The following is a 20,042-nucleotide window of genomic DNA, read 5'->3' on the forward strand; positions in this document are numbered from 1 at the left end:
GGCTCCGGGACACGAATTATGTCCGCCTACGCCGGGTGGATGTCCGCCAAGCTGGGGTTTACCTCCGGCTACGTCACTCGCCGGCCGCGGAGTCCCCGACGGTGGGCTGCAGGGTGATGCCGGCCTGCCACCGGTCCGCCAGAGTGGGCCGGAGCGGCCGCGCCAGCTGCGTCATGATGCCGCGACCGCGGAGTGCCACGCTGCGGCCCAGTACCCATCGCGCGGCCTCCGGCGCGTCGGCGTGACGGATCGCGGCGGCCGAGGCCAGGACGTGCCCCTGCTCGGACTTGGCCAGCGTGGTCAGGCGGGCGGCCTCGTTGACGGGGTCGCCGATCACGGTGTACTCGAAGCGCTTGGCGTGGCCGATGTGGCCGGCGATCACGGTGCCGTAGGAGACCCCGATTCCGGCGGAGAGTGGGGCGAGGTCGGTGACGCGGCTCTGGAGTGCGCGCGCGGCCCGCAGTGCCCGCCCGGCCTCGTTGTCCACCTCGATCGGGGCGCCGAACACGGCCAGTAGCGCGTCGCCCTGGAACTTGTTGATGTAGCCGCCGTTAGCGTCGACGGCCTCCACGGCGAGTCGGAAGAACTCGTTGAGCACCGCGACCACCTCGGCCGGCTCGTTCGCCGCGGCGAACTCCGTCGAGCCCGTGAGGTCGACGAACAGCACTGCGACCTGGCGCTCCTGCCCGCCCAGTTCCGTGCCGCGCTCGAGGGCGTTACGCGCCACGTCCTCGCCGACATAGCGGCCGAAGAGGTCCTGGATGGCCTCCCGCTCCTGGAGGCCGGTCACCATCTCGTTGAAGCCCTGGCCCAGCCGGCCGATCTCCGAGCCGTCGTAGATGGTCACGCGGGTGTCGAAGTCACCCTGCTTGACCCTCTTGACCCCCTCCTGCATCTCCCGCATGGGATCGGCGATCGAGTCGGACACCAGGCCCATCCCGATGGCCCCGGCGATCACGGCGACACTGGCCAGGACGCCGAGCGCCACGAGGATATGGCCGGGGTCATCGCCGAACAGGCCGAACCAGTGGCCCGCGAGGATGAGCAGGATCCCGGCGATGGGGATGACGGTCGTGAGCGCCCAGCCCAGGAAGATCCGCCGCCGCACCCCCGGCACCCGCCGGATGTCGGGCACGCCCTGGGAGAGGGCGCGGACGGTGATCGGCCGCATGATCCGTTCGGCCTGGAGGTAGGAGATCAGGCAGGTGGTGGTTCCACCGAGGATGCTGGTCACGCCCACGACCAGGGCGAGCTTGGGAGAATGGCCCGCGTTGACGGTGACGAAGACCAGGGTGCCGATGAGCCACATCGCACCGGAGATCAGCGCCTGGTGGAGGGGCAGACGCAGGGTGCGGCTCCGAATGGGCCCGCTGAACTCCACACCGGCGCGGTCGACGCGGAGGACCGGCAGGAGGAGCAGGGTCGACGCGATGACGCCGCCGATGAACGCGAGGATCAGGTAGCCGATGAACAGGTACTGGTTGAGGAACCGGAACTCGTCGAGGTCGAGGAAACGGTCCATCGGGAGGACGAACCGGAGGAAGGCGAAGACGAAGACGGCCCCGATGATGTTGGCCTGCACCATCGTCAGGGCGTAGACGGGCCAGGGGGTGGCCCACAGCCACCGGAACAACCTGATCCAACGCTCCATGGGGCCAAGGGTAGTTCGAGCCCTCAGCCGCGGGAACGGGTGTGTCGGTGTGCGGGGATAGGGTGGGGGAATGCCAGGGGTGTTCGATCGATTGGCCGGCCAGGACGAGGTCGTTGCGGAGCTGACCGCAGCGGCGCTGGCGGCGCGCGCCCGGGTTCCCGGCCAGGGGTGGCAGGAGTCGGACCCGCGGATGGTCCACGCGTGGCTGTTCACCGGCCCGCCGGGCAGCGGGCGGAGCGTCGCAGCCATGTCCTTCGCCGCCGCGTTGCAGTGTGAGCACCCCGAGATTCCGGGATGCGGCGAATGCCAGTCCTGCCACACCGTGGTGGCGGGAACCCACGCCGACGTCCATCTGCTGGCCCCGCAGGGGGTCAACATCCTGCTCAAGGACGTCAAGGAGACCATCCACCGCGCCGCCAGCCGCCCGAGTACCGGCCGCTGGCAGATCGTGGTGGTGGAGGAGGCGGACAGGCTCACCGAGCAGTCGGGCAACGCGCTGCTCAAGGTGGTCGAGGAGCCGCCCAGTCGCACGGTGTTCCTGTTGTGCTCGCCCACCACGGACCCGATGGACATCATGGTGACCCTGCGGTCCCGGTCCCGGAACGTCGCGCTTCGCCAACCGGATGCCGCCGCCGTCGAGCGCGCGCTGCTGGCCGGTGGGGGGATCGACCCCGAGCGGGCCCGGTGGGCGGCGACGGTGTCCTCCGGGCACATCGGCCGTGCCCGGTGGCTGGCCACCGACGAGTCCACCCGGGCTCGCCGCGACGTGGTGCTGGAGCTGCCCATGGTCATGCACAACCCCGGCCGGGCGTTCCCGCTCGCGGCCCAGCTGGTCAGCGCCGCGGAGCAGGAATCCGTCGCCCGTAACACCGGGACCGACGAGCGTGAGGTCGAGGAGCTGCGCACCGCGATGGGTGTGGGCGGCACCGGCAAGGGTGCGGTCGCGGCGGGTCGCGGGGCGGCGGGCGCGGTCAAGGAGCTCGAGAAGGCCCAGAAATCGCGGCGCACCCGCTCCACCCGGGATTCCCTCGATCTGGCACTGGTGGACCTGGCCGGCTTCTACCGGGACGCGCTCATGGCCGGCCTCGGGGTGGGGGACATCCCCGCGGTGCACCCGGACAAGGCGCAGGAGTCGGCGCGCCTCGGAGGTCACTACTCGCCGGCGTCGGTGTTGCGCGCCATCGAGGCGATCCAGGAGTGCCGCGCGGCGATCGAGGTGAACGTCAAACCCAGGTTCGCGGTGTCGGCGATGGTGGGGGCGATCCGCGAGGCGCTGGGTTGAGAAGACCCGGCTGAGGGGAGCGGCGGACGGGGGTGCCGGGCATTTGTCGACGACGCGGGGCGGTCATATATAGTTGCCTCGCCCCACAAGGGCTGGCCGCGTTAGCTCAGTCGGTAGAGCATTTCACTCGTAATGAAAAGGTCGTCGGTTCGATTCCGACACGCGGCTCAGCAGGATGAACGCCCCTGAACTCGGGAAACCGGGATCGGGGGCGTTCCTCGTGGTGGTGACCTGCCTGTGGTGAGCTGTGGTGACCTCGTCGTGGTGACCTCGCCCGGATCCCTCAGCTGCGCAGTTCCTCGCGAGCGTGGCGGATGAACCAGGTCTCCCACTGCTCCGGCGTCCACCCTCTCTCGCGCGTCAGCCTCAGCCACACGGACCGGGAGGTGAGCATCCACAGCGCGTCGACGACTGCCCCGGTGGGAGGGGAGCCGAGGATGAGCCCGGACGCCCACTGCACCTCGTCCCAGCGGGTGCTCTCGCGCTCAGTGAGTCGTCCCGCGGCCAGGCCGTCCACCACGGCGGCCTCGTCGAGGACATGCTGGATGGCGGCCGACCGTTCGTGTGCCCCGCGTAGCCAGCCGGCACCGGCGGACAGGCGGTCCTCGACCGAGCCGACGCCCATCTTGATGTAGTCCGCCAACTCACGAACGGGAACATTCGCACCATCCGACAGTGCGAGGTCGATGCACGCGTCGAGCAGGCTGAGCTTGCCGTCGAACTGCTGATAGACGGTCTGCCGGGTGAGGCCGGCGGCGGTGGCGACGCCGGCCATCGTGGTGGCCACCCACCCTTGGTCGACGAACATCCCGTGGGCGACACGCACGACTGTCGCCCGGTTGTGTCGCGCCCGCTCCGTCCGGAGCTCCGACGAGTAGGTCCTGGCCATGAGTCGAGTCTAGACAGATTTGGGTTTACGTTGTGTAATGTCAACCATGGATTCCGGACTGGTGGACACGCGGCTCGGCCGACTTCATGTCGAGGTGGTGGGCGAGGGGCCGCCGCTCGTGCTGTGGCACAGCATGTTCGTCGACTCGGGGAGTTGGAACAGGGTCGTGCCGGGGCTGGCGGGAGCCCATCGTCTCTTCCTGATCGACGCACCGTCCTGCGGGAGAAGTGATCCGTTGCGCGCTGCGGCGGACATCTCGGCCTGCGCGGAGGCGGCGATCGAGGTGCTGGAGCGGGTGCGGGCGTCGACCGGGCAGGGCGGGGTCGACTGGCTGGGCAACGCATGGGGCGGGCACGTCGGGATCGAGGTGGCCGCCCGCAGGCCCGACCTGATCGGCAGTCTGGTCGCCGTCAGCGCACCGACTCATCCGATTGATCCCGCACTCCGCCGCAGGATCCGGATGCTGGTCCCGCTCTACCGGTTGATCGGACCCCACGGCCCGGTGAGGTCCGCCATCGAGGAGACCATCTTCACGGACCGCACCCGCGCGCACGACCCCGAAGCCGTCCGGGTCCTGCGTGGCGCTCTCGAACGGGCGGGGCGCACGGCGACGATCCGCGCCATCGAGACCGCGATCCTCCACCGAGCTGATCTGCGCGCGGCGGCACTGGGTGTGACATGCCCCGTCCTGTTCGTCACCACGGATGACCGCGGCGAATGGACGCCGGAACAGGCTCGCGCGGTCGCCGCGGAGATGGTCGACGCGCGCGAGGCCACGGTGAGAGGCGCGCGGGTGATACCTGCCCTCGAGCAGCCCGAGGCGCTCCTTCGCACCCTGGACGAGTTCTGGAAGGGGCCGGCGCGCCACTGAATCGCGCGGGCGTGCCGGCCCGGCGGCTCCTCGCGCCGGTGAGCCATTGACGGTGACGGCGACCACTCGCTACAGTCGGGTAACGGTTTACGTAGTTAGATAGCGTGCGCTGGCCGCCCCTCGACCAAAGGACTCCTTCATGACCTCTGCGCCTCTGCTCGTCGAGAGATCCGACCACATCGAGACGTGGACGCTCAATCTGCCGGACTCACGGAACCCCATCTCCGACCCGGCGATCGTCGACGCGCTGTGTGACCAGGTGGCCGCGGTCAACGCCGACCACGACGTCCGGGCCGTAGTCCTCACCGGCGCGGGTTCGGCGTTCTCGGCCGGCGGCAATGTCAAGGACATGGTCGACAAGGCGGGGATGTTCGGCGGGAGTCCGTACGAACTGCGGGACGGCTACCGGGGCGGGATCCAGCGGATCCCCCGAGCGCTGTACCACTGCGAGGTGCCGGTGATCGCGGCCGTCAACGGGCCGGCGGTCGGCGCGGGCTGCGACCTGGCGGTGATGTGCGACATGCGGGTGGCCTCGACCAAGGCGTGGTTCGCGGAGAGCTTTGTCCAGCTCGGGATCATCCCGGGTGACGGTGGCGCGTGGCTGCTGACCAAGGCGGTCGGCCCGGCGCGCGCTGCCGAGATGGCACTCACCGGGGACCGCGTCAAGGCCGAGCAGGCCGCGGCCTGGGGGCTGGTCAACGAGGTCGTGGAGCCCGAGGACCTGCTGGAGGCGGCGCACGCCCTGGCCGCGCGGGTGGCCAAGAATCCGCCGCACTCGGTCCGGATGGCCAAGCGGCTGCTCCGGGAGTCCCAGCACCAGTCGCTGGAGTCCCTGCTCGAGCTCTCGGCGGCGATGCAGGCGCTCGCGCACCACACCGCCGACCATCGCGAGGCGCTCGCGGCGTTCGGGGAGAAGCGCGCAGGGGAGTACATCGGCCGCTGACCCGGTCGGTCCGTCCCCGCCTGGGGCCTCGCGCTAGCGCAGGCCCCAGGCGGTCGCGTGTCTGAGGCAGATCTGGGACAGTTCCTCGCTGCGGTCGACGATGAGCTCCCGGCTGGCGATGACGCCGACGGTCGCTATCGTCCGGCCCCCCTCGCGCAGTGCGACCGAGACGCCGTCCCCGCCGTCCACGGCGACGCCGGGGGCCGTGCACACGCCGGTGTCGCGCAGCTCGTCCAGGGAGGCCAGGAATCTGTCCACGAACTCCGACTCCGCGGCGGGCCGGGCATTCAGGTAGGCCCACACATCGCGCTTCTCCCGGTCGGCCAGGAGTAGCCAGCCCGAGGAGGTTCGCAGCAACGACCGCCGGAGTCGGTTCTCCGCGATGTAGGCGTAGTGCGGGTCGGCGGAGACGTGGTCCACGTAGAAGAGGTCGTCACCGACGTCGGTCGACAGCGCGGTGGTCAGGCCGGTCTCGGCGTGGAGAGCGGTGAGCTGCTCCCGCGACACGGACGTCACGGGCGGGCGGCCGGCGATCACGTTGAGCAGATAGGGCGCGGTCCCCAGGGTGTAGATGCGGTTGCGCTCGTCGAGGTAGCCGACGGCGACCAGGCCGTTGAGCAGTCCCTGGGTGGAACTGATCGGGGCGTCGAGGGCCTTGGCCACCGCCGTGAGGGTGAGCCCGGATCCCGACCTGGCCACCAGCTCCATGATCGCTGCGACCCGGTCGACCATGCGGTGCCGAGGACGCTCGGGGACCTTGTCCATGCGGGGCGTCACCGCAGCCCCGCTGTCTCCCGCATCTGTTTGCGTCATGGGGTAAGACTATCCGCCCCTGCGCGACAACTAACGGACATACGAGAGAACGTATCCAGATCCGCTATTGCGTAAAATTGGCAATCGTGCGATTCTCGATCACGTGGTCCGGATCACTGTCCGGGAACCGATCAGACTCACGTCACACCAACCCCTTCGAGGAGGCCCGATGAGGTCCGCACTCGCTCCACCGACCACCCTCGCGTCGGCGGACATGGACGCCCTGCGGGCGGAGGTCCGCGATTTCCTCTCCGGCGAGATCGCCGCCGGCCGGCTCACGCCGTGGATCGACACCTGGCTGACCCGGTGGGACGAGGACTTCACCCGTCGTCTGGCCGAGCGGGGCTGGGTCGGCATGGCGATCCCCACCGAGTACGGCGGCCGAGGACGCACGCACCTGGAGCGCTTCGTCGTCACCGAGGAACTCCTCGCCGTCGGGGCGCCCGTCGCCGCGCAGTGGGTCGCCGATCGTCAGATCGCCCCCTCGCTCCTGCGGTACGGAACCGAGGAGCAGAAGCGCGAGTACCTGCCGCGCATCGCGGCGGGGGAGTGTTGCTTCGGCATCGGGATGAGCGAGCCGGACTCGGGGTCCGATCTGGCCAGTGTGCGGACGAAGGGCGTCCGGGTCGACGGCGGCTGGGCCGTCACCGGGACCAAGGTCTGGACCTCCGGTGCGCAGCACGCCGAGGCGTTCATCGCGTTGGCCCGCACCGAGCCCCTGGACACCTCCCACCGTCATGCCGGGCTGAGCCAGTTCATCGTCGACCTGCGCAGCGAGGGCGTCACCATCCGCCCGATCTACTCGCTGTCCGGCGACCACCACTTCAACGAGGTCGTGCTGGACGAGGTGTTCGTCCCCGACTCCCGCGTGTTCGGCACCCTCGGCCACGGCTGGGAGCAGGTCAACTCCGAGCTCGCCTTCGAGCGCAGCGGCCCCGAGCGGTTCCTCTCGTCCTTCCGTCTGTTCGCCGCCGAGATCGGCGCGATCGCCGAGGGTCGGTTGCCCGCCCGCACCGACCTCGGCCGCTCGGTCGCGCGGATGGCGGGGCTGCACGCCCTGAGCCAGAACATCGCCGGAGCGCTCCAACGCGGCGAACCCGCCGACAACGCCGCCGCGCTGGTCAAGCTCCTCGGCACCACCACCGAGGGCGACATCGTCGACGTGGTCTCCACCCGGCTCGGCGACGAGTTCTCGCCGGGTGGCGACGACGGCGAGGGCAACGCAGCCGCGTCCGAACTCACGGATCTCCTCCGTGCCGGACTCCATCAGCGCCCCGGCTTCACGCTCCGGGGCGGGACCAACGAGATACTGCGCGGCGTGATCGCGCGGGGAATGGGCATGCGATGAGCGCGAACACCGGCAACAGTGAGGGCGCCATGACCGTCGACCTCGGCGTGGACGAGGACCTCGAGTCGATGATGACGGGCGTCCTGGCGCAGTTCTCCGGACCCACCGCCCGACCGGATCCGGGCGCGGTGTGGCGGGCCCTGTCCGAGGTGGGGATCGGCCGACTCACCGCTCCCGAGGAGGGCGGGGGCAGTGGCGCGGGGTGGGCCGAGGCCGCCACCCTGCTGCGTCTGGCCGCCGCAGCCGGCGTCGCGGTCCCGTTTGCCGAGACCGACCTCGTCGTCGGGCCGCTCCGCCGCGCCGCCGGCCTGGACGACTCCACGCCCGGGACGGCCACCCTCGCGGTGCTCGGCGCCGACGGCCGCGCCCGGCGCGTGGCCTGGGCCGGTGCCACTGATTCCGTGCTGTTCGTGCGCCGGTCCGCCGCCACCACCCCCTCCGCGGGCGGCGAGCGCCCGGGGTACGAGGTCGCGGACGTCCCGACCGACCGGGCGACGGTCGAGGCCGTGGACGGGACCTCCGCGGTGGCGCAGGGCGACGTCACCCCGCCTGAGGACGCCACGTGGACCGCGGTCGACTCCACCGCTGTCGAGGCGGCCGTGCTCCGGGGCGCGCTCGCCCGGGCCGTCCAGTCCGTGGGCGCCGCCGAGGGGATGCTCGACGCGGCGATCGCCCACACGACCGAGCGCAATCAGTTCGGTCGGGCGTTGGCCAAGTTCCAGTCGGTGCAGAACCTCGTCGTCGACGTCGCCGCCGAGACCGTCCTGGCCCGCGCCGCGGTCGATCAGGCCGTCGCCGACGCCCTCGCGACCGACCTCGGCGGACCGCTGTCGGAGTTCCGGGTGGCCGTCGCCCGCAGCGTGGCCTCCCAGGCCGTCGCCGTCGCCGTGCGCAACACCCACCAGGTGCACGGCGCGATCGGCACCACGCACGAGCACACTCTGCACCGCCTCACCCTGCCCGCCCTGCAGTGGCGCGGCGAGTTCGGCTCGGCGGCCTTCTGGGAGGGCCTGCTCACCGACGTCGCGGTCGCCGGCGGGATGGACGGGGCGTGGCCCATGGTCGTCGAGGGCGCAGCTGTCGAGGGCGGCGCCGCGGCGTGGCTCGACCGCGTGACCCTCGACCATGTCACCAGGGTCTGACGCGGTGACCGACACGCCCCGGACCGGCGCCCTCACCGACATCCGGGTCGTGGACCTGTCCAGGGTCCTGGCCGGGCCGCTGTGTGGTCAGATGTTGGCCGATCACGGCGCCGACGTGATCAAGGTCGAGCCGCCGGGCGGGGATGAGACCCGGGGTTGGGGGCCGCCCTTCGTGGGCGACGACCACAGCGCGTACTTCGACGGCCTCAACCGCAACAAGCGGAACATCAGCATCGACCTGCGCAGCCAGGAGGGGCAGTCCCTGCTCGGCAGGATGCTCGAGGACGCCGACGTCGTCATCGAGAACTTCAAGGCCGGCACCCTGGAGAAGTGGGGCCTCGGCGACGAGGTGCTCGCCGAGCGGTTCCCGCGCCTGATCCACTGCCGCATCACCGGGTACGGCGTCGACGGTCCGCTCGGCGGGGCCCCCGGCTACGACGCAGTCCTCCAGGGACTCTCGGGCCTGATGAGCATCAACGGTGAGCCCGACGGGGCGGCCATGCGCATCGGCATCCCGCTGGTGGACATCGTCACCAGCCTCAACGCGATGAACGGCATCCTCATGGCGCTGCACGTGCGGGCCACGACGGGGCGTGGGCAGCTCGTCGACCTGGCACTGCTCGACAACGCCGTGTCGATCCTGCACCCCCACGCAGCCAAGTGGTTCGCCACGGGCGAGCCGCCGGAGCGGACCGGCGTCGCGCATCCGACCATCTGCCCGTACGAGACCTTCACCTGCTCCGACGGGCCCTTCTTCATCGGCGCGGGCAACGACCGGCAGTTCCGCTCACTGGCCGTCGCGCTGGGCGCCCACGCGCTCGTCGACGATCCCCGGTTCCTCACCAACGCGAGCCGACTCGGACACGCCGCGGAGCTGCGCGCGATCCTCGGCGGCCTGGTCGGCGGCATCCGCCGCGACGACCTGGCGGACCGGCTGCGCGCGGCGGGAGTGCCGTCCGGTGCGGTCAACCACGTCGGCGAGGCGCTGTCCATGCCGCAGGTGCTCCACCGCGAGATGGTGGTCGAGCGGGACGGATACCGCAGCGTGGGGATCCCCATCAAGCTCTCCGAGACCCCGGGATCCGTGCGCTTCGGGCCCCGCCCGCGGGGAGCGGACACGGATTCCGTGTTGGCGGAGTTCGGCGTGGATGGGGCGGAGGCGGACGAGCTGCGACGGGCGGGCGTCGTGAGCGCGAGTGACCCCGCCACCGGCACCACCGATCTCGGTACTCTAGGTCAGTAGTACCGAGAAAGGTCGACCAGTGGAATTCCTCCTCATCGCCGCAGTGATCGCGTTGGCCGTCGCGATGGTCTCGCGCAGCCAGAACAAGGGCCAGACCCAGCTGCAGGCGCACGACAACCGCCACCTCGAGGACCATCGAGCCGAGGCCGCGCGGTGGATCGAGCGGCTCGGCGGCCAGGTGTTGAACCTCGACGGCACCGACGAGGCGTCCAAGCAGGCGATGGCCGACGCCTCCGAGCGCTACACCCAGGCCGTGACGGAGCTGGAGAACGCCCGCACCCCCGTCCAGGCGCAGCTGGCAAAGGACACCGCCCTCGAGGGGCTCTACTACGTGCGGGCCGCCCGTTCAGCGATGGGGCTGGACCCCGGGCCCGAGCTGCCGAGCACTCCGGGCCAGGACCGTGCCGGCCGGGTGACCGAGGACCGTGCCGTCGACGTGGAGGGCCGGACCATGAAGGCCGCCACCGATCCGAGCGACGAGACGCCCCATTACTACCCGGGCGGCGTGGTGGCCGGACGGCCCGTTCCCGCGGGCTGGTACTCCGAGCCGTGGTGGGCCTCCGCCCTGACCACGGGCGTGTGGATGATGGGCTCGATGATGATGTTCAACATGATGTTCGCCGGTATGTCGGGCATCGGCTACTCCGGTGACGACTTCGCGGCCGGGGTCGGAGAGGGCGGCGCGGACGTCAGCGACATGGGCGGTGGCGACGGCGGCGAGGGCTTCTTGGACGGCGGGCTCATGGGCGGCGACGGCGGCGGCGATGCGGGCGGCGACGGCGGAGGCTTCTTCGACGGCGGCCTGTTCGGCGGCGACGGCGGGGGAGACGGCGGCGGCGGAGGCTTCTTCGACGGCGGTCTGTTCGGCGGCGACGGCGGCGGGTTCTTCGACTTCTGAGCCGGCCCGTTCTGAGCCCGCCCGTTCTGAGCCGGCGAGTTCTGAGCCGGCCCGGCCACCGGGGCCGGCCCCCGCGCCCGCAGCCGGCGTCAGCCGCAGCTGGACAGGATCCGCTCCATCGCCTCACGCTCGGCCTGCGTGACCCACAGCGCGTAGCGCTCCTTGACCAACACCTGCCGCGCGACATAGCTGCAGCGGAAGTCGGTGTTCGGCGGGAGCCACGTGGCGGTGTCGCCCGCGCCCTTCTGCTGATTGGTCCGCCCGTCGACCGCCATCAGGTTGAGCGGGTCGTTGGCGAGCTCGCGCCGCTGGTCCGTCGAGAGCTGCTGTGCGCCCTTCTGCCAGGCGTCAGACAGAGCCACCACGTGGTCGATCTGCACAGCCATCGAGGTGCCCTGACCGCGGACGAAGTCGATGCGCTTCCCGGTATAGGGCCCGTACAGCACCCCGGTGAGCACCACGCAGTCCCGGGTCCCCGGTTTGACCGTGATCTCCTGCAGATCCCGCCGGAGGATGTCGTTGCGGGTGTCGCAGCCGTTGTGTCCGAACTCCGCCGAGACATCGTCCGACCAGGCCTGCCCGAACAGGTCCCGGTCGTAACCGGTCTTGGGCGCGCGGCCCTTCACCGCGAGCAGGGGTAGCGCGGCCCGGGCAGGCGCGATGAGGGGATCGACCGGTGGCCCGGCCTCGGGTGCGGGTGACGGTGCGGGTGACGGCGCCGGTTCCACTGCCGGAGGTGGTGACGGAAGGGTCGACGACGACGAGGTCGGCCCCGACGAGCTGGCGGCGACCGCGGACGAACCGGTGACGGCACTGGCGAAGTCGGTCGCGGTGGCCGCGCAGCCCCCGGTCCCGGCCAGGACGAGGACGCCCGCGATTGTGGCTAGAGCGACGCGTGTGGTCCGAGAGGTCATGGCGGCACCTTAGCGAGGCGCTCCGACATCGCCGGGGGCGGCTGCGCTTCCCTCTGCGGCAGAGCACCGACGAGCGCGGACGGGACCGGGGATGTCGGGGACGCACGCGGCGCCCGCGGGCTAGCCTGGCTCGCGATGCCGTCCGCCGCAGAAGTGCCCGCCACGTCCTCTACGCCCGCCACGATCAGCTCCCGCGCGCTCGTGGGGCTCTGCGCGCTGGTCGTGGTGGCGGCCACGGCGCTGCGCACCTGGGTGGCCGGAGCGGGGTGGTTCTACTGGGACGACCTGCTGCTCCACGGCCACGCCGCCGCTCACCGCCTCCCCGGCGCGGAGCTGCTGCTCTCGGACCACGACGGCCACCTCATGCCCGGCGGTATGGCCCTGGTCTGGCTGGCGGCCCACACGGCGCCGCTGGACTTCCGGCTGCCGCTGCTGCAGATCGCCGCGCTGCACCTGCTCGCGGGCGCGGCGCTCGCCCGCATGCTGTGGGTGCTCCTGCGGGGTCGGCCGGTGCTGCTGGTGCCCCTGGTCCTGGCCCTGGCGATCCCGCTCGGGCTGCCCGCGGCCACGTGGTGGTCGGCGGCCGTCAACGCGCTCCCGCTGACCGCCGCCATGGCCTGGGCGGTGGCCTCGACGATCCGCCTCGCCGAAACCGGGCATCGCCGCCATGCGGTCGGTGCGGTCCTGGCCACCGTGGTGGGACTGCTCTTCGTGGAGAAGGCGGTGCTGGTGCCGGTGGTGGCCGCCGCGGTGCTGCTGTGCTGGTGGTGGACGGTGAAGGGAGACCACGGCGACTACAAGAACAACCAACACGGCGACGACGACGACGAGACCGCGGCGGATCACCGGGCCCGACACAGGGGTCTCGCACTGCTGTGGCGTTCCACCCGGGCGATGTGGGCGGCCCAGGCGCTGGTGCTGGCCGCGTGGGCGGCGGTCTTCGCGGTGACCGTGGGCCGCGCCGGCGGGGGGCTGGTCCCCAGCGACTCCGACGGACCCGGGCCCGGCCTGTGGGCGCTCGTGGACAACACCTATCGGCTGTCGGTGCTGCCCACGCTCGCCGGCGGGCCGTGGCAGTGGGAACGCTGGCACCCGGGGCCACCGATGGCCGATCCCCCCGCGATGGCGGTGGCGGCGGGCGCGCTGGTCTGCGCGCTGGTGCTGGCGTGGTCCCTGACCACCCGGCGCCACACCGGGCCCGCGTGGGCGCTGGCGGCGCTCTATCCGCTGGCCTCGGTGCTCATGGTGGCGGTGGGGCGCCTCGGGCCGGACACCGCCGCCGAGATCGTGCGGACGCTGCGCTACCACGCCGACTCGGTGGTCGTCCTGGCCGCAGTTCTGGGGCTGGCCCTCGCGGCGCCCCGGCGGCAGGGGAGGCGCGCGCTCGCCGCTGCCCGGTGGGAACGGTGGGCGGTGGCGGGCCTGGTCGTGGTGGTGGTCTCGTCGTCGTCGTACTCACTCCTCACCTACCGCGGGGTCTGGGCGGAGCAACCGTCGCGCGACTACCTCCTCCCGCTGGTCGAGGCGCTGCGCGAGCGGGAGTCCTCCCCGTCCGGCGAGCCGATGCTGGAGACCGAGGTGCCGCCCGAGGTCCTCCTGCCCGTCACCGCGCCGGCCAACCGGCTGGGGGCCGTCCTCGCCGGGGTGCCCGGGCTGCCGCCGATCGGGGCGTGGACAGGCGAGCCGGTCGTGGTGGACGCCAGCGGCGGCCTGCGCCCGGCCGACGTCGTCCCCGGGCGGACCATCCCGCAGGGGCCCGAGGCCGACTGCGGGCACCGCGTGTCCGCCGACGGCGCCCGCATCGGACTGGACGGCCCGCTGCTGTACCGCGACTGGGTGCTGCGGCTCAACCTGCTGGTCGATGCGGACGGGACAGTCGCGGTCCGGTTGGACGAGGGCGAGGAGGCGACGGTGCCGGTGACGGCCGGGTTGGGAACGGTCTTCGTCCGCGTCGAGGGCGGCGGAACCGGGGTCACCCTCACGCCGAGTGGGGGCACCGCGGACCTGTGCGTCGGGAGCGGACCCGTCGGTGTGCTCGTGCCGCGCTGAGTCCGGGCGGACGGGTGGACCATAATGGGCGGATCGGACGGGAACGCTAGGGACGGAGGCGGGTCATCGACATCGCGATGGTCATGATGACCCTCACCGCGCTCCTCGTGATGCCCGGGTTGCTCGTGGGGCTCGCCGCCCAGCTCCCGCTCCGGCTGGCGGCGGCCACCTCGCTGCCCGTCTCCTTCGGTATCGCCGCGATCGCCAGCTACGTCTACGGCCGGATGGGCGTGCCCTGGTCGCTCGGTGGCTACGCCGTCGCCACCGCGGCGGCCGCGGCGGTGGTCGGCGTGATCGGGCTGCTGATCACCGGCACGGCCTGGGTGTGGCGTCGCGCGCGGCGTCGACGGAAGCGCGGGACCCGGGGTCGCCGTGGAACGCAGGGTGGAGAGCAGGGCCGCGAGTCCGTACAGCCGCAGCGACGCAGGTCGTGGTGGTGGCTGCTGCCGGGCGCGGCGGTGCTGGTCAGCGCCTGGCTGATCGGCCAGATGATCCTCACCGAGCTCTCCGCCACCCCGGGCGGCACCGCGAACGTCTTCCAGGGCTGGGACGCGCACTGGCACGTCAACTACATCCGGTTCATCCACGACGGCGGGCTGGCGTCGCCCGACCAGGCCGGCGAGCTGCGTTACCCGGAGAACGGGGCCGCCCTCTACTACCCGAGCACGTGGCACGCGATCGCCGCCCTGGTCATGGGACTGCGCGGGATCGGTGCGGTCGAGACCTACAACCTCGTGCAGGTCGGTTCCATGGCCCTCGCGTTCCCGCTCGGGGTGGCCGCGCTGGCCTGGCTCATCACCCACCGCCGGTTCTCCCGGCCTGCCGCCGCCACCTCCGCGGCGGTCGCGGCCATGGCGACGCCGCTGTTCCCCGGTCTGCCCTTCGTGGAGATCATGGTGGCCGCCACCCCGTCCGCCGTGGCCAACGGGCTGGCCGGGCTCGTCGCCGCGGTGGTGGTCGCGGCCGTGGCCGACCGCCGCCTGGTGCCCGCCGCCGCGTTGGGACTCGTCGGCATCGGCGGCGTCCACCCCTCGGCGATGGTCACCGCCGGCGTCGTCGTCCTGTTCTGGTGGCTGTTCGACGGGCTGTGGCGGCCCGTCCGGGGGCGCCTGCGGGACTTCCTCGTGCTGGCCGGGATCGCGCTCGCGGGCGTGCTCACGCTGCTGCCCCAGGTGCTCACCGTCTCCGAGGAGGCCGACGACATCTCGGCCTTCGAGTTCGAGATCGACGCCGACCGCGCCGCGGTCTGGGGCAAGGCCGTGGCCCTGCAGGTCCGCCACGTCCAGGACTGGGGCGTGCGCTGGGTGCTGTTGTCCCTGGCGGCGCTGGGGCTGATCGTCATGCTCCGCCGACTGGTGGTGTGGCCGATCCTGCTCTGGGGCGGGCTGCTGGTGGTGTGCGTCAACTCCATGAGCGTCTTTGGCAACTGGACCGGCGGCGTGCTCCGCGGCATCGGGAGCATCTACTACAACGACCCGCGCCGGATCGGGGTGGTCCTGGCGGTCCTCGTGGCCGCTGCCGTGGGTGTGGGTGTGGGGGTGGGGGTCCAGGCCCTGGCGGGTTGGCTCGCGCGCCTGATCGACCCGATCACCGACCCGGCCGGCCGCGGCGCCGATCTGGCGCGCGTGGCCGTGGCCCTGGCGGCGCTGGTCGGGGTCGGGTCGTGGGTCGTGCAGGCCTCGCCCGAGTACGCCGTGGCGGCGGGCGTGAGCCAACGCTGGGGCCGGATGGTCGACGACCACGACCTGCGGGCCTTCCGGTGGCTGTCCGAGCAGCCGCAGGCCCACACCGGCCTCGTCTACACCAACCCGGATGAGGGGTCAGGCTGGATGTACGCCACCGACGGCCTGCCCTCCACCGCCCGCCACTACCTGCGCTCCGGGCCCACCGAGCCACTCACCACTTATCTGTTCAACACCATCGACCGGGCCGGTGCGGACCCTCGGGTCGACGCCGCGCTGGACGAGCTCGGCGTGACGTACGTGTACGTCAGCCCCCCCAACTACTGGGGATTCCAGAAGCCCAACGAGCACCTGCTGCGGCTCGACGACACCCCGGGTCTGGTCAAGGTGTACGCGGATTCCCACGTGCGGATCTTCGCCGTCCGGGCCGCGTTGGCCGAGGGCGAGCTCGAACAGGTCCTGGCCGACTCGCCGTTCCCGCCCGACGGGCGCACCCCGCTGACCCGAGCCACGGCGCTGTACGGCCGAGAGTGACCACGCCGGTGGGCCGGCATCGTATCCTCACCGAGAGGTCGCTGAACAGGGCGCCGCGGCGGGATCGCCGCACACCGGAAGGGGATATACATGCGGACACTCGTGACAGGCGGGGCCGGGTTCATCGGGTCGACGCTGGTGGACCGGTTGCTGGCCGAGGGACACGAGGTGACCGTGGTCGACGACCTGTCCCGGGGTCGCCTGGAGAACCTCGCGGGCGCACGTGATGCCGGAGAGCGGTTCGTCTTCCACCAGCTGAACCTCACCGATCCCACTATCGTGGACGTGGTGGCCGAGGCGGCGCCGGAGATCGTGTTCCACCTGGCCGCGCAGATCGACGTGCGGCTGTCGGTGGAGGACCCGGTGTACGACGCGGAGGTCAACGTGGTGGGCACCGTGCGGCTGGCCGAGGCCGCGCGCCGCGCCGGCGTGCGGCGGATCGTGTTCACCTCCTCGGGCGGGTCCATCTACGGCCCCGTCACCGAGCTGCCCGTGGCCGAGTCCCGCCCGGTCGACCCGCTCAGCCCGTACGCGGCCGGCAAGGTGGCCGGCGAGATCTACCTGCAGATGTTCTCCCGCCTCTACGGCATCGAATGGGCGGGCGTGGCGCCGGCCAACGTGTACGGGCCGCGGCAGGACCCCCACGGCGAGGCCGGGGTGGTGGCGATCTTCTCCCAGCGACTGCTCGCCGGCCAGCCCACCCGCGTGTTCGGCGACGGCGGCAACACCCGCGACTACGTCTTCGTCGACGACGTGGTGGACGCATTCGTGCGCGCCGCCACCGTCCCCGCCGCGGAGGGACAGCGCTTCAACGTGGGCACCGGCGTCGAGACCAGTGACCGCGAGCTGCACACGCTGGTCGCCGAGGCCGCCGGTTCAGCCGACGATCCCGAGTACGCCCCCGCCCGGCTGGGCGATGTCGCGCGCTCGGCGCTGGACGCCGGCCGGGCCGCGGAGGTCCTGGGCTGGACCCCGCAGGTGCCGATCCGTGAGGGCGTGGCCCGCACGGTGGACTACTTCCGCGCCTGAGGTCGCGCGGACTCAGCCCTCGGCGTCAGTAGTGGTGGTGGCAGCAGCGGCACCGTCCGCGGCGGCGTCAGTGGTGGTGGCAGCAGCGGCACCGTCCGCGGCGGCCGCCTGCGGAGCCACTCGGGCCTGCGGAGCCGGGTTGGCCTGCGGGAGGAACGGCAGCAGCAAGCCCTGCAGACGGGGCAGCGGGACGAACCCCGCCTCGCCGGGCTGGGTGACCTCGAGCTCGGGCGAGTCGGGGGTGTTGGACCTCTGCGCCGTATCGCCGCCGGCAGGCTGGGCGCCCCCGGCGGCCGGGGCAGGCTCGGCGGGGACGACCGGGGCCTGGCGCACCGGCTGGGGCGCGACGGCGGGGGCTCGGCGCGTGGTGGCCACGGTCGGCACGCTGGTCGCCGGGGCCACGTACTGCGCGGCGGACCATTGCTGAACCGGAGCGGCCGCCGGGATCTGTGAGGACTCCTCGGCGCCGGGCTCGGTCGACGTCTCGGAAGTCGACGGCTCGGAGGTGGGCTGCTCGGAGGTGGGCTCGGCGGACGTGGGCTGCTCGGAGGTGGCCGCCACGACCGGCTCGGGAGTGAGCTGCGCGCTCTGCCCGGCGGACACCTGCTCCCGCGCCCGGTCGATCGCCTCGGCGCTGCGGTGCGAGTCGTACCAGAGCCCGCCCGAGATCAGGCCCACGGACAGGACGCCCACCGCGCCCATCGCGAACGCGGCGGTCGAGGGGCGGGAGAACCGTGCGTCGCGTAAAGCCATGGGCCCCAGTATCAGTCACCCTCAGCACTTACTACAACCCCCGCCACCCCGGAACGGGCGGGGGGTGGGACGACGACGAGGTGTTCAGGCGCCTCCCAGAGCACCTCCGGGTCGGCGTACGGTTCCTCGACCCGGCGCAGCCACAACCCGACCGTGTGGCGCTTCACGGTCGGCCACACCCGCCCGTCGTCACCCCGCCGCACACGCGTGTGGCGGGCCCGGATCTCCCGGTCGCGCCACCGCGGTACCGACCCGCCGAGCATCACCGCCACCATCGCCTCGAACGCTCCGCAACCCTGGTCAAACACCCCGCCGTGCCCGCGCGTCCCGTAGACGGGCGTGCCGTCCGCGAAGTACCCGGTGTCCAGGCGGACGGCGGCGTCACCGAGGTCCGAGGTGGACCAGCTGCGGCGCAGCCCGAACCGGATCTGGAGCAACTCCACCGGGTCCCCGGGCGCGGTGAACGAGAAGCGTCGGACCGGGCCGGGGGAGCGCCAGTCCGACGGTCCGCGGACGCCCACCCCCAGGTCGGGCGACTCGGCGTAGACCACCCGGTCGGCGCGCAGCCCCAGCCGCTCGGCGGTCCCCACGATCCGGCCGCCGTACGAGTGGCCGACCACGGTGAGCGCGGCGCCGGGGCACTCGATCTCCATCACCCGGTCCACCTCGCGGCAGAACCGGACGAGCCGCGGCGCGATCGCCTCCGCGAAGCGCGGGTTGCCGGCGTCGGCCATGATGTCCTGCGGGAACTCGCCGTCGAGGAACGCCACCACGGCCAGCCGTCCGCCTCCGGCGTCGACCAGGTCCACGGCGACGTCGGTGTTGACGTGGGACATGTCGAGGTTGGTACCGGTGCCGGGGACGTACACCGCGACCGCCTCGGTGCGCGGGCCGAGCTCGCCCACCACCTCGATCATCCGCCCACCCCGGTGCGGTGAGAACGCCAGGAAAGACCGACGACGCCGACGAGCATCCCGCCGCGCCATCGTCTCCAGTCGCCCGATCCGCGGACTCCACGGCGTGCCCGCGAGTTGCTCACGGTGGAGCGCGCGGCGCACCGCCACGGCATTGGCGCGGGCCCGCACCGCCCACGGCACACCGTAGGTGCTGCCCACGGCCTCCGGCTCGGCCAGGGCGAGCAGCCGCCGGTCGGCCTTGCTCATGTGCTCGACGCTCGAATACACCTCGTCGGGTCCGGCCGCGGCCCACGCGGCGACGGTCGCGCGGGTGTCGAGGGTGCGCTCGCCGCCCACGCCGGCCAGCCGGGCCAGGTCGACGAGCGCGTTGTCGAGGGCGTGATCCAGGGAGTCGCGGAGACGCGAGCGGCCGGGCTCGGGCACTGTCTCGTGCACGCGGTCGGGGCCGTCGAGGTCGTCCCAGGTGTCCTCGGCGAGCTCGACCAACCGGTACACGCCCGCCAGGAGTTCGCCCAACCCTCGGGCCTCACCGTCGATCGCACTGGTCAGGGTGGTCAGCGCGGGGGAGCGGGCCGGGGCGGAGGCCAGCGCGTCCCGGGCAGTGGCGAGCGCGTCGCGCGCCGCCGCCAGCCGGCCCGCCAGGTCGAGAAGGCGACGCACCCGATCCGGGAGCGGGTTCTCCGGCGCCGCGCCGGTCACCGCGGCCGCCGTGACGGCTGCGCGGCCGCGATCGTCCTCGCGGCCTCATCCGCCGACTCGTCCGACACCGTGCCGTCCGCCAGGGCCCGGGCCAGCTCGACCAGTTCCGCGACCCGGTTCGCGGCGGGGGTGAGCAGGGCGCGCACCTCGTCGTCGACCTGGTCGATCCGGTCGATCCGGTCGACCCCGTCGGTGCGGTCGGTCCCGTCGACCCGTCGGACCTCGGATTCCGCCGCGCGCGGCGGCGGCGGGGAGGCAGGGGCTCGAGCCGCGTCCAGGCGTTGCTCCGCCGCCTCGAGCCTCCGCGCGAGCCGGGCGGCCTCACCGCGTACCTCAGCGTCGGCCGCCCCGGCCGCCGGCGTCGCCCCGGTCACGTCGGCCCCCG

17 protein-coding genes and 1 tRNA gene are annotated in these 20,042 nt (G+C 72.4%); 11 read left to right on the forward strand and 7 right to left on the reverse strand.

Features of this window, described 5'->3' with window-relative positions; genetic code table 11:
* Window positions 1–73: 73 nt before the first annotated feature.
* Window positions 74–1,651 carry an adenylate/guanylate cyclase domain-containing protein gene (locus R4P08_RS13555; RefSeq protein WP_317814420.1) on the reverse strand — a complete coding sequence of 526 codons (1,578 nt, stop codon included), beginning with the start codon at window positions 1,649–1,651 and terminating at the stop codon, window positions 74–76.
* A 70-nt stretch (window positions 1,652–1,721) separates the two neighbouring features.
* On the opposite strand from R4P08_RS13555, the gene R4P08_RS13560 reads away from it, so the two are divergent.
* The gene (locus tag R4P08_RS13560; RefSeq protein ID WP_317814421.1) at window positions 1,722–2,933 is read left to right on the forward strand and encodes a DNA polymerase III subunit delta'; all 1,212 of its coding nucleotides are present in this window, start codon (window positions 1,722–1,724) and stop codon (window positions 2,931–2,933) included.
* A 95-nt stretch (window positions 2,934–3,028) separates the two neighbouring features.
* Window positions 3,029–3,101: transfer RNA gene (locus R4P08_RS13565), tRNA-Thr, on the forward strand.
* 115 nt (window positions 3,102–3,216) lie between these two features.
* Here R4P08_RS13565 and R4P08_RS13570 read toward each other — a convergent pair.
* A complete protein-coding gene (locus tag R4P08_RS13570; RefSeq protein WP_317814422.1) occupies window positions 3,217–3,822 on the reverse strand; it encodes a helix-turn-helix domain-containing protein in 606 nt (201 codons plus the stop codon).
* A gap of 46 nt (window positions 3,823–3,868) precedes the next feature.
* Between R4P08_RS13570 and R4P08_RS13575 the strand changes: the two genes are divergently transcribed.
* Together R4P08_RS13575 and R4P08_RS13580 are read left to right on the forward strand one after the other, a co-directional pair.
* Window positions 3,869–4,693 (forward strand): alpha/beta hydrolase, encoded by an 825-nt coding sequence (locus R4P08_RS13575; protein ID WP_317814423.1) that lies wholly within the window; start codon window positions 3,869–3,871, stop codon window positions 4,691–4,693.
* Between the two features lie 139 nt (window positions 4,694–4,832).
* Window positions 4,833–5,636, forward strand: a complete 804-nt coding sequence (locus R4P08_RS13580) for a crotonase/enoyl-CoA hydratase family protein (protein ID WP_317814424.1) — start codon at window positions 4,833–4,835, stop codon at window positions 5,634–5,636.
* A gap of 33 nt (window positions 5,637–5,669) precedes the next feature.
* Here R4P08_RS13580 and R4P08_RS13585 read toward each other — a convergent pair whose 3' ends face one another.
* The gene (locus R4P08_RS13585; RefSeq protein ID WP_411741207.1) at window positions 5,670–6,449 is read right to left on the reverse strand and encodes an IclR family transcriptional regulator; all 780 of its coding nucleotides are present in this window, start codon (window positions 6,447–6,449) and stop codon (window positions 5,670–5,672) included.
* A 169-nt stretch (window positions 6,450–6,618) separates the two neighbouring features.
* Here R4P08_RS13585 and R4P08_RS13590 point away from each other — a divergent pair, with 169 nt between their 5' ends.
* The 4 genes from R4P08_RS13590 to R4P08_RS13605 are packed head-to-tail and all read left to right on the forward strand — an operon-like array spanning window position 6,619 to window position 11,080.
* A complete protein-coding gene (locus tag R4P08_RS13590) occupies window positions 6,619–7,797 on the forward strand; it encodes an acyl-CoA dehydrogenase family protein (RefSeq protein WP_317814425.1) in 1,179 nt (392 codons plus the stop codon).
* The gene (locus tag R4P08_RS13595; protein WP_317814426.1) at window positions 7,794–8,939 is read left to right on the forward strand and encodes an acyl-CoA dehydrogenase family protein; all 1,146 of its coding nucleotides are present in this window, start codon (window positions 7,794–7,796) and stop codon (window positions 8,937–8,939) included. The genes R4P08_RS13590 and R4P08_RS13595 overlap by 4 nt, the downstream gene beginning before the upstream one ends.
* A gap of 4 nt (window positions 8,940–8,943) precedes the next feature.
* On the forward strand, window positions 8,944–10,182 hold the full coding sequence (locus R4P08_RS13600) for a CaiB/BaiF CoA-transferase family protein (protein ID WP_317814427.1): 1,239 nt from the start codon (window positions 8,944–8,946) through the stop codon (window positions 10,180–10,182).
* Window positions 10,183–10,201: 19 nt separating this feature from the next.
* Window positions 10,202–11,080: a DUF1542 domain-containing protein gene (locus R4P08_RS13605; RefSeq protein WP_317814428.1), complete on the forward strand. Its 879-nt coding sequence runs from the start codon at window positions 10,202–10,204 to the stop codon at window positions 11,078–11,080.
* Between the two features lie 89 nt (window positions 11,081–11,169).
* Here the strand turns inward: R4P08_RS13605 and R4P08_RS13610 are convergent, their stop codons facing one another.
* Complete coding sequence (locus tag R4P08_RS13610; protein ID WP_317814429.1) at window positions 11,170–11,994, reverse strand: HNH endonuclease family protein; 825 nt, start codon at window positions 11,992–11,994, stop codon at window positions 11,170–11,172.
* 135 nt (window positions 11,995–12,129) lie between these two features.
* On the opposite strand from R4P08_RS13610, the gene R4P08_RS13615 reads away from it, so the two are divergent.
* The 3 genes from R4P08_RS13615 to R4P08_RS13625 all read left to right on the forward strand — a co-directional run bounded on the left by R4P08_RS13615 (window position 12,130) and on the right by R4P08_RS13625 (window position 17,288).
* A complete protein-coding gene (locus R4P08_RS13615; RefSeq protein WP_317814430.1) occupies window positions 12,130–14,043 on the forward strand; it encodes a hypothetical protein in 1,914 nt (637 codons plus the stop codon).
* A gap of 83 nt (window positions 14,044–14,126) precedes the next feature.
* Window positions 14,127–16,259, forward strand: a complete 2,133-nt coding sequence (locus R4P08_RS13620) for a DUF6541 family protein (RefSeq protein ID WP_317814431.1) — start codon at window positions 14,127–14,129, stop codon at window positions 16,257–16,259.
* 90 nt (window positions 16,260–16,349) lie between these two features.
* Window positions 16,350–17,288 (forward strand): NAD-dependent epimerase/dehydratase family protein, encoded by a 939-nt coding sequence (locus tag R4P08_RS13625; protein ID WP_317814432.1) that lies wholly within the window; start codon window positions 16,350–16,352, stop codon window positions 17,286–17,288.
* Between the two features lie 12 nt (window positions 17,289–17,300).
* On the opposite strand, the gene R4P08_RS13630 is transcribed toward R4P08_RS13625, so the two are convergent.
* From R4P08_RS13630 to R4P08_RS13640, 3 genes are read right to left on the reverse strand one after another with little or no spacing between them, the layout of a single operon-like run.
* On the reverse strand, window positions 17,301–18,041 hold the full coding sequence (locus tag R4P08_RS13630) for a hypothetical protein (RefSeq protein WP_317814433.1): 741 nt from the start codon (window positions 18,039–18,041) through the stop codon (window positions 17,301–17,303).
* An 11-nt stretch (window positions 18,042–18,052) separates the two neighbouring features.
* Window positions 18,053–19,657, reverse strand: coding sequence for an alpha/beta hydrolase (locus tag R4P08_RS13635; protein WP_317814434.1), 1,605 nt, complete (start codon window positions 19,655–19,657; stop codon window positions 18,053–18,055).
* The gene (locus R4P08_RS13640; protein ID WP_317814435.1) at window positions 19,654–20,031 is read right to left on the reverse strand and encodes a hypothetical protein; all 378 of its coding nucleotides are present in this window, start codon (window positions 20,029–20,031) and stop codon (window positions 19,654–19,656) included. Before R4P08_RS13640 ends, R4P08_RS13635 begins: the two co-directional genes overlap by 4 nt.
* Between the last annotated feature and the right edge of the window lie 11 nt (window positions 20,032–20,042).

Source organism: Rhodococcus sp. IEGM 1408, assembly GCF_033142235.1.
Lineage (GTDB): Bacteria > Actinomycetota > Actinomycetes > Mycobacteriales > Mycobacteriaceae > Dietzia.